Origin of the sequence: Pseudomonas sp. A-B-19 (genome assembly GCF_019947515.1) — a bacterium.
Classification (GTDB): Bacteria; Pseudomonadota; Gammaproteobacteria; order Pseudomonadales; family Pseudomonadaceae; genus Aquipseudomonas.
In genome coordinates, this window is the sequence record NZ_JAGYGN010000041.1 from 1 (window position 1) to 14781 (window position 14781).

General features: G+C 57.2%; 14 protein-coding genes and 1 pseudogene. 6 read left to right on the plus strand and 9 right to left on the minus strand.

Going from position 1 to position 14781, the window contains the following annotated elements; translation table 11 throughout:
• Positions 1-289: 289 nt before the first annotated feature.
• The 3 genes from KGA81_RS28180 to KGA81_RS28190 all read right to left on the minus strand — a co-directional run bounded on the left by KGA81_RS28180 (position 290) and on the right by KGA81_RS28190 (position 2919).
• A complete protein-coding gene (locus KGA81_RS28180) occupies positions 290-1141 on the minus strand; it encodes an urea carboxylase-associated family protein (RefSeq protein ID WP_223550636.1) in 852 nt (283 codons plus the stop codon).
• A gap of 14 nt (positions 1142-1155) precedes the next feature.
• Positions 1156-1821, minus strand: coding sequence for a GntR family transcriptional regulator (locus KGA81_RS28185; protein ID WP_223550638.1), 666 nt, complete (start codon positions 1819-1821; stop codon positions 1156-1158).
• Positions 1822-2124: 303 nt separating this feature from the next.
• The gene (locus tag KGA81_RS28190) at positions 2125-2919 is read right to left on the minus strand and encodes a lytic transglycosylase domain-containing protein (RefSeq protein WP_223550640.1); all 795 of its coding nucleotides are present in this window, start codon (positions 2917-2919) and stop codon (positions 2125-2127) included.
• 381 nt (positions 2920-3300) lie between these two features.
• Between KGA81_RS28190 and KGA81_RS28195 the strand changes: the two genes are divergently transcribed.
• Together KGA81_RS28195 and KGA81_RS28200 are read left to right on the plus strand one after the other, a co-directional pair.
• The gene (locus KGA81_RS28195; RefSeq protein WP_223550642.1) at positions 3301-3783 is read left to right on the plus strand and encodes a DUF2867 domain-containing protein; all 483 of its coding nucleotides are present in this window, start codon (positions 3301-3303) and stop codon (positions 3781-3783) included.
• 527 nt (positions 3784-4310) lie between these two features.
• On the plus strand, positions 4311-4940 hold the full coding sequence (locus KGA81_RS28200; protein ID WP_223550644.1) for a LysE family translocator: 630 nt from the start codon (positions 4311-4313) through the stop codon (positions 4938-4940).
• A 226-nt stretch (positions 4941-5166) separates the two neighbouring features.
• Here KGA81_RS28200 and KGA81_RS28205 read toward each other — a convergent pair whose 3' ends face one another.
• Positions 5167-6048 carry a LysR family transcriptional regulator gene (locus KGA81_RS28205; RefSeq protein ID WP_223550646.1) on the minus strand — a complete coding sequence of 294 codons (882 nt, stop codon included), beginning with the start codon at positions 6046-6048 and terminating at the stop codon, positions 5167-5169.
• Between the two features lie 117 nt (positions 6049-6165).
• On the opposite strand from KGA81_RS28205, the gene KGA81_RS28210 reads away from it, so the two are divergent.
• The 3 genes from KGA81_RS28210 to KGA81_RS28220 all read left to right on the plus strand — a co-directional run bounded on the left by KGA81_RS28210 (position 6166) and on the right by KGA81_RS28220 (position 8369).
• On the plus strand, positions 6166-6585 hold the full coding sequence (locus tag KGA81_RS28210; protein WP_223550648.1) for an ester cyclase: 420 nt from the start codon (positions 6166-6168) through the stop codon (positions 6583-6585).
• A 3-nt stretch (positions 6586-6588) separates the two neighbouring features.
• Positions 6589-7656, plus strand: coding sequence for an SDR family oxidoreductase (locus KGA81_RS28215; RefSeq protein WP_223550650.1), 1068 nt, complete (start codon positions 6589-6591; stop codon positions 7654-7656).
• A 170-nt stretch (positions 7657-7826) separates the two neighbouring features.
• Entirely contained in the window at positions 7827-8369 is a 543-nt protein-coding gene (locus KGA81_RS28220) for a histidine phosphatase family protein (RefSeq protein ID WP_223550699.1), read from the plus strand.
• 57 nt (positions 8370-8426) lie between these two features.
• On the opposite strand, the pseudogene KGA81_RS30330 reads toward KGA81_RS28220, so the two are convergent.
• The 4 genes and pseudogenes from KGA81_RS30330 to KGA81_RS28235 form a co-directional block, all read right to left on the minus strand.
• Positions 8427-8543: pseudogene (locus KGA81_RS30330) on the minus strand (IS66 family transposase); the annotation flags it as partial.
• Between the two features lie 125 nt (positions 8544-8668).
• A complete protein-coding gene (locus KGA81_RS28225; protein WP_095945802.1) occupies positions 8669-9541 on the minus strand; it encodes an oxaloacetate decarboxylase in 873 nt (290 codons plus the stop codon).
• Between the two features lie 124 nt (positions 9542-9665).
• A complete protein-coding gene (dctA, locus tag KGA81_RS28230; RefSeq protein WP_223550652.1) occupies positions 9666-10973 on the minus strand; it encodes a C4-dicarboxylate transporter DctA in 1308 nt (435 codons plus the stop codon).
• Positions 10974-11075: 102 nt separating this feature from the next.
• Positions 11076-12245, minus strand: coding sequence for a mandelate racemase/muconate lactonizing enzyme family protein (locus KGA81_RS28235; RefSeq protein ID WP_095945804.1), 1170 nt, complete (start codon positions 12243-12245; stop codon positions 11076-11078).
• A gap of 100 nt (positions 12246-12345) precedes the next feature.
• Between KGA81_RS28235 and KGA81_RS28240 the strand changes: the two genes are divergently transcribed.
• Positions 12346-13221: a LysR family transcriptional regulator gene (locus KGA81_RS28240; RefSeq protein WP_095945805.1), complete on the plus strand. Its 876-nt coding sequence runs from the start codon at positions 12346-12348 to the stop codon at positions 13219-13221.
• A 147-nt stretch (positions 13222-13368) separates the two neighbouring features.
• Here the strand turns inward: KGA81_RS28240 and KGA81_RS28245 are convergent, their stop codons facing one another.
• Positions 13369-14781, minus strand: a complete 1413-nt coding sequence (locus KGA81_RS28245) for an aldehyde dehydrogenase family protein (RefSeq protein ID WP_223550654.1) — start codon at positions 14779-14781, stop codon at positions 13369-13371.

Sequence of the window (14781 nt, forward strand, 5' to 3'; positions counted from 1 at the left end):
ATTTTGTGATCGACACATAACCCCTGTGGCAGCGAGCTCGCGATGGACGTTAACGATAACGCGTTCATTCTGGATGAGCCCGGTGCCCTTGAGACCATCGCGAGCAAGCTCGCTCCTACAATTGATCCGATTTTCCGCGGTTTTTGTGATCGACACATAACCCCTGTGGGAGCGAGCTTGCTCGCGATGGACGTTAACGATAACGCGTTCATTCTGGATGAGCCCGGTGCCCTTGAGACCATCGCGAGCAAGCTCGCTCCTACAGTTTCCCGGGATTGCGTGAAGAACCTTACTTTTCCCACTCGGCCTTGGGAATCATCAAGCCGTGGTTACCGTTATAAGCGGCGCGCTCAGGCTGTTTCCAACCCTGCAGCAGCGAATCGTCGAGTCGGTAGATTTCCACGCCGAGAGGACGGCAAACCTTCAGCGGATCCTCCGCGTCGGGGCCCCACATCGGCAATGACAGGTCACCGCCCGGGCAGGTGGACAGCGCGCAGAGCAGGTCGATTTCCGCGAAGAACTCCAGGTAGTCGCCCTGCTTCGCCGGGCACGCCTTCATGAAGTACATGTCGTCGTGATTGAGGCCGGTGCACTGGAAAATGTTCAACACATCGTGCACGTCGAACTCGGTCAGGCCGTGCGGCAACACCGCGCGGGTCAGGTTGGAGTGGCAATGGTGATGGAAATCCTCGCCGGTGAGCATCTTGTTCACGTAAGGATCGCAGCGGGTGCCGAGCAGATCGTGCAAACGGCCGCCATGTTCGTCGATGCCGTAGCCGGCCAGGCTGTCGTCGGTGATGGTGACCATCGGCCGCAGGAACGGCAGGTTCGACCACAAACGGTCGTAGGTGGTGACGTGCGCGCCTTGCAACTGACGGGTGCGGGCCGCCCACATGCGTTCGCGGGGATCGTTGGCGCTCCACACGTTGAAGTCGCCGACCTGTGGCCCCACAGGCGTGGTCACGCGAAACACATGCCCCGCCGGCACCTTCCAGGCGCGGCCGGTGCGAATCGGCACTTCGAATTGCTCAACCAGCGTGCGGCCTTCCCTGCTTTCGCGCACGCGGTCATAGAACGCTTTGTCTACCTGCAATGCGGCGCCTTTGCTGACTTGGTAGGCCGCTGGATAATCCTTGTACATGATGGATCCTCTCTTCAGTGTTTTGGTTGGCTGCTCAGAATATCCAGCAGCACGAGTTCGGAGTCGTTGAGATAGCTGCTCATGGCTTCCTCGGCTTCCTTCTTGCGGCCATCGCCCAGCAGGTCGTAAATATGCCGATCGCGTTCAAGCCAGGGTTTCTGGAATGTTTCCTCGCTGGGAGCGTTGGAAAACACCAGACGCATCTGGGCCGCCACGTAAGTGAAGAATTCGTCGAACAATGGGCTGCGCATCAGGCCGACGATGTGTTGATGAAAACGCAGGCTGTGGGTCCCGAACGCTTGCCAGTTCTCGCGATCCCGGGCCAGTTGCGCCGCCTCGATGGCATCGCGCATCAGATCGGACTGGTACTCGCGTAACGGCTTGCTCGCGGCGATCGCCTGCAATTGGAGCGTGCGGCGGACCTTGAAGATATCGCGCACATCGTCGATACCCATTCGGCGCACCATCACGCCTTTGTTGCGCACATAGCTGGTCAGGCCTTCGCGACCCAACTGGTGCAGCGCCTCGCGTACGGTGTTGCGCGAGGCGTTGTAGGCGTTGACCAGCTCGCTTTCCACCAGTGGCATGCCTGGTAACAGACGCCCGCCAATGATGTCTTCGCGCAGCTCGATGGCGACCTGGTCCGGTAGCGACAGGCTTTTTTCCTTGGGTTGACTCACTGTTGCACGCCCTCCGTTCACGCGAGGTTGCGCGTGGCTTTCTTGCCCATCAGACCTTTTTGCATGTTCGTATCCTCGGTAGGTGGAAGCAGTAAGGGCGATCATGATTGTTCAACAATCACTTGGTTACATATATGCGTATACCGTGCCAATCGTTGAATTTAAGGCCTGTTTAAAAGCTTTTTGTCTGGAGAACGCCTTTTATGGACAGGCGGGTACGCCAACACCGTGCAACTCGTTACCGAACGCTACGTTGCAGAGCAAAAAACAGTTTTTATGTTCCGGGTTATGCGCCCTACGGTACTAACGATGGTTGCGATAGCGTTCGGTCAAGGACTGCACGAGGGTGACGTAGGATTGCGTCTCGGCGTAGGGAGGCACCCCGTTGTACTCGACCACGGACGCTTCGCCGGCGTTGTAACCTGCCAACGCCAGCACCTGGTTGCCGTTGAAGCGCTTGAGCAGCCAAGCCAGGTAGCGCACGCCGCCACGGATGTTCTGTCGTGCGTCGAACGGATCGTCCACGGCGAAGCGCTCGGCGGTGGCGGGCATCAACTGCATCAGCCCCTGGGCGCCGGCTTCGGAAATGGCATTGGGGCGAAACGCCGATTCGGCATGTATCACTGCGCGGATCAGCGCCCTGTCGACACCATAATGCCCCGAAGCGGCTTCGATCTCCTGCCGATAGGAATGGGTGTCCAGGCGCAGTGAGGCGACCTTGAAATCCTTCGGCGCCATGCACAGATAGCAGCCCTTGATGTAATAGAGCTCAAGGACATCGACCCGTGCGGAGATCCCGACGGGGCGCCGGCTCACATATTGACGAATACCCCTGTGGATGAAGGTGTACACCCGAACCCGCACCGCGCCTGAGTTGTCGTCCCGCACAAGCCGTGGCAGGGTCATTGCCTTGGCACCGGCCATGCCATTCACGCGAGTACAGCGGGCGCTGGCGATGACTTGGCTGGTGTAGCTGATGGCTCCGTCCCCGGCTTGGCACTTGAACATGGCGCTGGCGCACAGTGGAGCGACCAGCAAGGCCAGCCCGATGCAGCCAGGAAGGCCCTTGCGAGCCCATCGCCATGCTCTGGAACTCATCACATCGCTCCGCGCCGCAGGCGCCGATCAGGTCTGGGGCGCCTGGCCCGGGCGCTATCTTTGGAGGGCCTATTCCGGGTGACCCGCCATTTGTTCTGATAGTTATACCCCCTTGTAACCGGCCTTGGACCTTGCGTTGACGTACGGGCTGCCGGTGTTCCCGGGCGAGGCACAGGCCTGATTGTTCGCACGATATGTCGTCCGCATCGGTCAGGCGCACGGTGCACCTTCGAGGATGTGGCACATCTCGTCGTAGTCGCACTTGCATCCAGGTCTACACACTGACCGAATTTGGGGGTAATCATGAAGTAGCATGGCTACATGATCATCAGCTCCCGATTTTATCGGGAATCGCCGTCGGCCCACGGAAGGAGATAATGTTTGGCTACCACATCACCTGCTCACACTCTGCGTGCACTGTCCGATCTTGATTACTATGACAGCAGGTCGGTTCCGCTCCCTGTTGAAATAACCACTCTTGACGCCTGGAACATCATGACGGCCGAACCGGGACTGTTCATGCGGCTAGCGTTCCGAACGAGGGACGCGATTTCCTCGTTATTCGGCGTGAAGCGGATCGGCGGATTCTCCGGCGCCAGGCGAGAGACAATACACGCTGGCGAACAGCTGGATTTCTTTCTGGTGGAGCATAGTGCCCCCGACATACTGGTTCTGACCGAACGTGACCGGCATCTGGATGTCATGGTTTGCCTTTCGATAACAGATCGAGTGTTCACCATCACATCATCTGTCGTAACGCATAATGTCTTTGGGCGCATCTACATGTTGCCGGTAGGTCCAGCCCATAAGTTGATCGTCAATAGTGATCTAAGGCGACTGAAACGAAAGCTTGAAGGGAAGTAGATTTTGGTTGTATCAGCTTCATCCCAGCGACCGCTCCTGGCCCAGAGTGTGTAAAAACGCTTCATCAAAATTGAAGCATGCGCATCTACGTTAAATCTGAAATTTATCGGCATGTCAGCAGATGTGGATTTCGCGTAGAAACGCGACCTCCCGTCCGATTTTGAGTACCTGTCGCGCTCAAAAACGTTTTTACACCGCCTCCCACATCGTGATGGAAACCAAATTCAGCCGGAAGCTGATGCTGTAGGCGTTCCCGGCGTCTGCACTAAACCAACAAGCACATCATCTATAGCGAGGCCAGGGAATGCCAATCCTGCGCCCATCGCCCGGCTGGCGCGAGCCGCCGACATCAAGTGCCGCGACCGCTGTATGACGTTTTGTCAGTCAATCTGTATCTAACGTTCTCCCTTTGGCCGCCCTACTATCGTCCACGCCATCCAGGTGCATACCTCAGAGATCGCGAAAACCGTTTTATTCAGATTTAGCGGAGCTTCCAGTTCGTTATCTCTTCCTTCAGGAGTTACGCCATGCCCGAACTGTCCAACCTGCTTGCCTACGGCCTGATTTCACTCGGCATGGTGCTGACTCCCGGCCCGAACATGATCTATCTCATCTCGCGATCGATCTGCCAGGGACGAATGGCCGGACTGATTTCCCTGGGTGGCGTGGCGTCGGGTTTCGTCGTTTATATGTTTTGCGCCGCATTGGGCATCACAGCTCTGGTCCTGGCGGTTCCCTATGCGTATGACGCCCTGCGACTCGGCGGCGCGCTCTATCTGCTCTACCTGGCCTGGCAAGCGGTCAAGCCCGGCGGCCGTTCTCCGTTCCAGGTGCGCGACCTGCCCAAGGACAACCCGCGCAAGCTGTTTATGATGGGGTTTGTCACCAACCTGCTGAATCCCAAAGTCGCGGTCATGTATTTGTCGCTGCTGCCCCAGTTCATCGACCCCGCCGGCCACGGCAGCGTGCTGGCGCAATCCATCGTGCTTGGCTCTACGCAGATCGTCATCAGCGTAAGCGTCAACGCCCTGATTGCCGTCATGGCGGGCTCCATTGCGACATTCCTCGCACGCAAGCCCGTGTGGCAGACCGTGCAGCGCTGGCTGATGGGGACGGTCCTCGCGGGCCTGGCCATGCGCATGACCGTCGAAGGGTGACGCTGAACCGCAATGCCGTTCAGTTACGGAAATGTGGCTCTGTAGGAGCGAGCTTGCTCGCGATGGACTCAAGAGCGCCGCGTTTAGCCAGTAAATACGCGTTATCGTTAACGACCATCGCAAGCAAGCTCGCTCCTACAAACAGCATTGGACGCTAAACCTGGCTGTTTGCGGTTGGCACATCGGGCGCGCTGGAAAAAGATCCGCGCAGGTCTCCCCCCAAGAGTTAACCTTCGACATTTTCCATGGACAGGGCTTCGAGCAGCACCTGCTCCAGAATGGCAAAAAAACATTTGATGTGGGCCTGCTTCAATGCCTGAGGCCGGGTCACCAGATAGACCTCCATATCTGGAAGGTGGAGATCCGGGAACAACCCGATCAGATCCTTCGCCAGTATGCGAGGCAGAACGGCCACCCCCATACCCCGCCTCACCGATTCGAGCTGCACGGCGAACGAGTTCACGCTGATCTGCGCACGGTCCAGACCCCCGGCCTTTGCCGCACGCATTTGCGGCAACATGTCCAGCGGGGGAAGCAAGGCGACATTGACCGCAGTGGCCGGAGTCACCCCTGGAAACCGCTTCAGATAACCCGCATCAGCAAAGACACCGTAGGCGAGACGGCCTATGGGTCGATAAATCAGCGACGGCTCACCCAGATGAGCTGTACGTACAGCAATGTCTGCCACACCGCGGACGATCTTGTGAAAGTCGGCGGTGACCATCAGCTCCACCGAGCAACGCGGGTGCACAGAAGTGAAGCGACTCGCGGCCTCCAGCACACAAGACGAGAACCCCTCGCCCGCACTGACCAGAACACTGCCAGCCAGCTCTGTGTGCAGCTCGGAGATGCCTGCAGCGGTTTGACGCCTCAAGCCCGCTTCCGCCGCCTGGGCAACTTCCACGAGGGATTGGCCCCGCGAGGTCAACCAGCATCCTTCAACGCCCCGCTCGACGAGTGGCTCGCCCAGTGCGACCTCAAGTTGGGTCAGGCGGCGGGACACGGTAGACGCCGCGATACCCAGCAACTGGCCAGCTTGAAGAAGGCTGCCACGCCGCGAGACGGCCAACAGCAGACGAAGATCGTCCCAATTTGCTTGCAACGCCATGCGTCCTGTCCTCCCTGGTCTGCATATGTGCAAAGCCATTATGCAGTAGTCGCTGTTTTTCGGCAGAGGCCTCGAAGGTATATCTACAGGCCCTCGAAACGAATGGAATGGACTGTAATGACGACTGGCCCCAACGACTATGCGCAACGCGCCTCAAGCGCCTTCAATCGCCGTGATGTGGAGGCGATGCTTGCATTGGTTAGCGAAGACTTCATCTACCTCGACGGCATGGGGATTCAAACCGGTCGCGAATCCATGGGCAAACGAGAGACTGCGCTGTTCTACGCATTCCCCGATGCCCAGGTGACCTTCACTCCATTCATGGTCTCTGGCGATCTTTTGGCGCTGACTGCCTTACTGACCGGCACCTTCGCCGCACCCTTGGTGCTGCCAGGCCGGGTGATTGCACCCCATGGACGCCATATTACCGTGCGCTACGCCGCACACTTCACCTTCAGAAACGGGCTGGCCATCCGTGAAGAGGTCTTCTTCGACAGTGCGGTGTTGATGCCGTCAGCCGAACAGGGTGAGGGTTGAGCCATGCGCAGCGCATTTGTTACTGGAGCAACCGGCTTGCTGGGCAACAACCTGGTACGTGAATTGGTCGCTCGTGGCTACACGGTCAAAGGCCTGGTCCGCTCAAGAGCCAAGGGTGAACAGCAGTTCAACAACCTGCCGGGGGTGGAGCTGGTCGTGGGTGACATGGCCGATGTCGATGCATTCGCAGCATCGCTGCAAGGTTGCGATACGGTGTTTCACACCGCGGCGTACTTTCGCGACAACTACAAGGGCGGCAGCCACTGGAAGGAACTCGAAAAGATCAATGTCGCCGGTACACGGGACCTGATTCACCAGGCCTGGCGCGCCGGTATACGACGGTTCGTCCATACGTCTTCCATCGCCGTGCTCGACGGCGCACCTGGCTCGTCGATCGATGAGACATGCCTGCGGGCCGACGCCGACGCGGATGACTACTACCGCAGCAAGATCCTCGCCGACCGTGTCGTCCTGTCGTTCCTGGAAGCACATCCCGAGATGCATGCCTGCATGGTCCTGCCCGGTTGGATGTGGGGTCCTGGCGACATTGGCCCGACCTCCTCGGGACAATTGGTCAACGACGTCGTGAACGGCAAGTTGCCCGGGCTGATCCCTGGCAGCTTCTCCGTTGTCGATGCCCGTGATGTGGCATGGGCGCTGATTGCCGCCGCCAGACAGGGCCGACGAGGTGAGCGCTATCTCGCGGCGGGCCGGCATATGACGATGGGTCAGCTGGTCCCTGTTCTAGGACGTATCGCGGGCGTCAAGACACCCGTTCGACAACTACCGCTGCCCTTTCTATACACCCTGGCGGCTGTGCAGGAGATCTATGCGCGCCTGACCGGCAAGCCCATTCTGCTGAGCATGGCCACGTTGCGCCTGTTGATACGAGAGCAGGACCGCACCTGCTTCAACCACCGCAAGAGCGAGCAGGAGCTTGGCCTGAGTTTCCGGGCGCTGGAGCTGACAATCACTGACACCGTGGCGTGGTACCGTGATCACGGCTGGTTTGCAAAGCACAGTGCGCGCGCCTCGAAGAAAAAAAGCTCATCGGTCACGGTCGACAACTGACTTTCGCCAACGGGATTACCGCCTGGTCCAAAAACCGATAATCTCGAGCCTCATTGTGCGGTTTTGTGCGGGTACGGGAGGCGTACCCTGAGTTCCCGAAACCGCATTTGCTGGTCATTTACCACACACCAGAACAAGGACGTCAATTTGTGAGCCGGGAAATAATCCTGATGCGTCACGGCCAGCCAAAACTGGCCACAACCGACAGAGTCTCAGCGCTCGAGATGAAAGACTGGATCGAGCAATACGACCGATCCGAAATTACCCACCACCCGGTCCCGCCTGCCAGCATGCAACTCGCCGCAACCGCCACGGTGATTGTTTCAAGCAGCGCGCCTCGTGCGCTGACCTCCGTCCAGGCACTCGGCCTGAAGCCTGCGCTGGTAGACGCACTTTTCTGCGAAGCGCAACTGCCTTGTGGTCATTGGAAACGGCCGCGGCTATCGCCGTTTACCTGGGCATTTATCCTTCGAGTCTTATGGCTGTGCGGTTACTCACGCAACGTCGAATCCGCCGGCACTGCGAGGATGCGCGCCAGTGTGGCAGCCAAACGCTTGCACGTCCTTGCCAGCGATGGACCGGTTCTGCTGCTCGGTCACGGCTTCATGAATCGAATGATCGCCAATCAACTGGTAGCCGAAGGATGGGTTCGCCAAAAAGGTACCGGCAACCAGTATTGGAGTGCGACCGTGTTTCGGTACAGCAGTGTGTAAGAGGCGCCAACGGGTCGGCGGAGATGCCTGTTAAATGCAGCAATGCGTTCATCGTCATCCGGGTAAACCGTCTTGGCGATGCAACGGCAGATGGTCGGCGAACCTGGTCATCAAGACGTGGGCTAGCAGACCCGCTGTCGGCAGGCCTTTGTCGATGACGAGCACCGGTACCGGCTCGGGCCGAAGAAAAACTTAACGTCGTGTCCGGGATTAGTTGACCACTACAAGCAGGCTGGGTGAGACGCGGCTGAAGGCCAGGACTGTCTTTTTCATGACGCTTTATTTCACCAGTTTCAAGCTCAATTCGAATCGTGTTCTGACTTCAAGTAGGTCTTTGCCCACTCTCGGTAATTGTCCGAGAGTGTGTACTTTGAAAGCAGCTCTGGAAGGGATAGCTCTGCGCCTTTGAATCCGCTCTGCTCGCGCAATGCCTCGTAACTTGCTTTGATCGCAGCCAAAAATGGGGCATGCCCATTGACCACGATCCGCACATTGGCTGCGCTCAGCTTCTCAACATCGCTCAGTGCAGGGTTTCCATAATTAATCAGCATGATTGGCACTGAAAGATGCGAGGTGTGCGCCTCCAAGTGTTGGAAATCCTTTACTCCGACGAGGCAAATCGCGTCGGCTCCAGCTTTTTGATAGGCCTTGGTACGTGCAACGGAATCTTCCAAAGTGGTAACGGCCACATTCGTCCTGGCGATGATGCTAAGTGCATCATCTGACCGGGCAAATCGTGCAGCGTAAATCTTGCTCGCGGCCTCCTCCATACTGATGAGCACGTTCGATTGCTCGTCGTACTTGGCCGGTAGGTGGGTGTCTTCTAGCGTAAGCGCGGCAACACCGGCCTTCTGCAGCTCGGTGACTGTTCGCATCACATTGAGCGCATTTCCGAATCCATGGTCAGCGTCCCCAATGATTGGGATTTGGCTGGCGCGACCAACCCTGGAAACTTGCTCTGCATATTCATCGAGAGTGAGCAGCGAGATGTCAGGGGCACCAAGCACTTGAAGCGAGGCGACGGATCCACCCTGGATAGCGACCTCAAAACCAAGGTCAGAAGCCATTCGAACGGAGATCGGATCGAACACGGATGCGGCAAATTTACAGACTGTTCCATGAAGCAAATCACCGAACGCCTTACGTAGTTCGTGATGGGATCGCTCAATCATTTTTTCGGCTCCATCGCAATTCAACTGAGAACTTCGCTTGAATGGTTCTATGTGAACGAGGCATCGAATAGCTACCGGTCATTGCGCCCTATCCGAAGAGGAATGACCGGGTAAGCGATGTTGATTACTTTTGCATTGCTAACGCTCTACGCTCCGCCTTTGCGTTTTTCATCGCGGCGATTTCACGCTCACAGGCTTCTACATCGAACGAGTTGTCCCACTTGGCAATGGCGATGGTGCCGATACCGTTGCCAATCAGGTTGGTAACTGCTCGCGCTTCATTGAGGAACCTGTCGATGCCCAAGAGCAGGACAAGGCCTACCAACGGAATGGAGTGGATGGTTGTAAGTGTTGCCGCAAGGGTTATGAACCCGGCACCCGCCACACCAGCCGAGCCTTTCGACGTCAGCAGGAAAACACCCAACAGAATCATCTGATCCATAAACGTCAGCGGCGTATTGGTTGCCTGTGCGATAAAAATCGCCGCCATGGTGAGGTAAATGCAGGTGCCATCCGCATTGAAGGTGTATCCAGTTGGCAGCACCATGCCAACCACCGACTTCTTGCAGCCCAGCTTTTCAAGTTTCACCATCATTCGCGGAAGCACAGCCTCAGTCGAGCAGGTTCCGAGCGTGATGAGAATCTCGTCCTTGAAGTACCGGAGAAACTGTAATAAAGGCATTCCTGACCATCGGGCAACCGTTCCAAGCACCACCACAATGAAGATCAGGGTGGTGACGTAGAGCGCAATCAGCAACTGGCCGAGCGACAGTAGCGTACCGATCCCGTACTTGCCGATAGTGAATGCCATACCGGCACCGGCACCAAGTGGAGCCAGCCGCATGACCATTGCCACGACTTTGAACAGCCCTTGCAGGAACAGGTCGATCGTATTGATCAGCGGTTTGCTGGTTTCCCCCATTTGAACCAGGGCAACCCCCATCAAGACCGAAAGCAGGATGACCTGGAGCATGACGCCATTCGAAAACGCGCCGACAAAAGTTTGAGGGATGATGTTCATGAAAAAATCGACGGTGCCACCCTGCTCACTGGCAGCTTGGCTGTACTTGGCGATGGCACTGCCATCCAGTGCGTCAACATTGATGTTCATCCCAACGCCTGGCTTTACGACGTTAACCACAACAAGGCCGATGACCAGGGCGATGGTTGAAAGAATCTCGAAGTAGAGCAGCGATTTAACGCCAATTCTCCCTACCTCTTTGATGCTGCCCATCTTGGCGATACCGACAACCACGGTGCCAAAAATAATAGGGGCCAACAGCATTTTGATGAGTCTGATAAAGCCGTCTGCAAAAGGTTGAAGCTTGGCTCCGAATTGCGGTTCAAAGTGACCAATCGCTGCACCGATTACGATACCGATCAGCACCTGCACATACAGCTGGCTGTACCAGCGAGTCTTGGAGATTTCCACGGAAGCACCTCATTTTATTTTTGTGATGGGCATGTGGCGTAACGTCAGTGGGTGACGCCTGATAACTGCGGCCTCTTGAAAAAGACCGCAGTTCGAGGGCTATCAGCCTTCGCCCAGCTCACGCATCACTGCGTACAAGGCTGACTTGGCTTCGAAGCCGACACCTGGAATATCCGGCAGACCGACATAGCCGTTTTCCACACGAATCCCGTCAGCGAAACCGCCGAAAGGCTGGAACACGTCCGGGTACGATTCGTTACCGCCCAGGTGCAGGCCCGCTGCGATATTCAGGGACATCTGGTGGCCACCATGCGGAACTACGCGGCGGGAAGACCAACCCATTTCTTCCATCACTTTCAGGGTACGCATGTACTCGACGAGTCCGTATGACAGGGCGCAGTCGAACTGAAGGTAATCGCGATCAGGGCGCATACCACCGTGGCGTAGCAGGTTACGAGCATCCTGATGGGAGAACAGGTTTTCACCAGTAGCCATGGGCAGTTCATAGTGGTTTGCAAGCTCAGCCTGCAGTTCATAGTCCAGCGGATCGCCAACTTCTTCGTACCAGAAGAGGTTGTACTTTTTGATGGCCTCAGCGTACGCAATACCTGTCTTCAGATCGAAGCGGCCATTGGCATCGACAGCCAGTCGACGACCATCACCGACCACTTCAAGTACCGCTTCGATGCGACGGATATCTTCGTCCAGAGGAACCGCACCGATCTTCATCTTGACGACGTCGTAGCCACGATCCAGATAGCTCTGCATTTCTGCTTTGAGCTTGGTCTGGTCTTTGCCAGGGTAGTAATAGCCCCCCGCGGCGTAGACCCAAACCTTGTCATCTGCCACGCCGCCACGGTAACGGTCGGCCAGCAGGCGATACAGGGGCTTGCCTTCAATCTTGGCAACGGCATCCCACACAGCCATGTCGATGGTGCCAACCGCGACTGACCGCTCGCCGTGGCCACCTGGCTTTTCGTTGGTCATCAGGGTTTTCCAGATGGCGAACGGATCCAGGTTGTTGTTCTCATGATCAACGAGTGTATCTGGATCAGCTTCCGTGATACGCGCCAGGAAGCGATCACGCATCAGAGCGCCTTGGCCATAGCGACCATTGGAGTTGAAACCGTAACCGATGACAGGTTTACCGTCGCGAATTACATCCGTGACGACAGCGACAACCGAGCAGGTCATTTTCGAAAAATCGATGTAGGCATTGGCGATTGGAGAAGCGATAGAGACGGTTTTTTCACGGATGTCTACGATACGCATGACGGGTTCCTCTTGTTGTTGGTGGCCCCCACGTTATGCTTTGCGATGACACCCGCCCAATGCTATTAATGCCGCGCCCTATGCACAGGAGGCATTGCCCTTGGAACTCGTCTGGCTTGAAGATTTTTCAGCGCTTGCGGAATACGGCAGCTTTGTTCGTGCCGCTGAAGCGCGCCACGTCACTCAGCCGGCCTTCAGCCGCAGAGTCCGTTCACTGGAGAATTGGATGGGCGTGGAGTTGTTTGTGCGAACGCCTCAGGGAGCAACTCTGACCGAGGCTGGAAGGCAGATTTTGCCCAGTGCTCAGGAGGCTGCACGACGCTTGTACAGGATGCGCACAGAGGCACAGGAGGTGGCTGGGATGGCCGCCAAAACGCTGCAATTCGCAGCCACCCACTCCCTGTCATTCACCTTCTTCCCGAGATGGCTGAGAAATACGGAAAATGGCGCCCCGATAGATGCTGTACGACTGCACTCAGATAGCATGGCTGTTTGTGAGCAGATGCTGATTCACGGCCAGGTTCAGTTCCTGCTTTGCCATCGCCATCCTGACGTCCCCCCCTTGCTAGCCCCTGATCAGTTCATTGGGAAGAAAGTTGGAGAGGATGTACTCGTGCCATTGGCGAGTGCCTCTGCCAATTTTGGTACCTCACCAGAAACACTGCCCTACTTGGCATACACCCACGAATCGGGTCTAGGCCGCATCGTCGCTCACCGACTCCACGGCAAGGAAGACTACCTTAACCTCAAGCCTCTTTTTAGTAGCCACCTTGCAGCAGTGCTGATGTCCATGGCCTTGGAAAGCAAGGGAGTTGCGTGGTTACCCAAAAGCCTGACAGAACAAGAAATGGCTGACGGTCGGCTTGTCAGGGCGCTCGACGAAAGCTGGGATATTCCCTTGGAGATTCATCTCACGCGTCCCACGGCCCCAATCAGCCCCTCTGCCGAAGAATTCTGGGCCAAGCTGGGCGACTAGATCCATTTGGCTGCCTCCAGTTTTCATTTACCAAAGGCGTTCTGGGGCCGAAGAAATTCCAATACGTCACGATTCGTGAAGTGTTTGATCACTGAATCGCCATTGTTTGAAGCTAGTAACCTGATTTCGCTCGTGGCCGCGAATCGACTAACCCAACGTGTTAAGGCACACCACTTTGGGTTGGGTCATTTCCTCATAGGCAAAACGCACCCCTTCCCGGCCCAGGCTACCGTACTTGGAACCGCCAAACGGCATCGCATCGAAGCGGTAGTCGGAGGAGTCGTTGATCATCACGCCCCCGGCTTCGATCCTCCGTGCGGCGCTCATCGCGGTTGCCAGATCATTGGTGAAGATCCCGGCATGCAGGCTGTATTCAGGTTCATTGGCCAACGCGATGGCTTCATCGAAGGTTTCGAAAAGCTGCAATACCACCACCGGAGCGAAGACCTCATTGCGCCAGAGTCGACTGGCGTGATCGACGTTTTCCAACACGGTGGCGGCGTAGCACGATCCTGTACGCCGATGGCCGCAGAGCAACGTGGCGCCCTCTTGCAAGGCCTCGTTGACCACTTGCTCGGCATTCTGCGCGGCTTGCGCCGTAATCATGGGGCCGATATCGGTGTCGGCCAGCAATGGATCGCCGACCACAAGCGCACCGGCCTGGCTGACGAATCGCTCTCGGAACGCTTCATAAATCGACGCCTGAATCAGCAAGCGCTGAGTGCCTACGCAGTTCTGCCCCGCTGCCCAAAAGGCTCCGGACACGCAACTCTCGACAGCGGCCTCAAGGTCGCAGTCGCCCATGACGATGACCGGCGCATTGCCGCCCAGGTCCATGGTCAGTTTCTTCAAGCCGGCCGTACGGGCGATCTGCTCTGCGGTGACGAAACCGCCGGTGAAGGAAATCATCCGCACCTCACGGGCGGCGACCAACGCCTTGCCCAGTTCCGCGCCGCCGGTGGCGACCGTAACCACTGACTCAGGCAAGCCTGCGGCGACCAGATAGGACACCAGTTTAATGGCCGACAATGGCGCGAGCTCGGAGGGCTTGAGAATCACCGCGTTCCCGCCGGCAATGGCCGGGCCGAGTTTATGCGCCACCAGGTTCAACGGATCGTTGTACGGCGTGATCGCAACGATCAGACCCAGAGGTTCACGGGAAAACCAGCCCTGACGCGATTCGGAACCTTCGTAAGCGTCGAACGGCACCACCTCCCCGGCATTGCGCCTGGCCTCCTCGGCCGACAGCTTGAGGGTGTTGACGCAGCGTTTGACCTCCTTTTGTGCCTGCTTGAGGGTCTTCCCGGCCTCGTCGACGATCAGCCTGGCAAACACGCCGGCATCACGTTCGATGTCGATTGCGGCTTGCTCAAGAATGCGAGCCCGACGATGACGTGCCAACGCGGCGCACGCTCGTGCGCCACTGCGTCCTGTCTCCAACAATTGCGGAACTTGCGAGGCACAGACATTCGTTACGCTGCCGATGACGGAACCGTCATAGGCGTTAAAGACTTCAATGGGCGGCTCTACGATATCCAGAACCAGGCGCGATAATTTCAC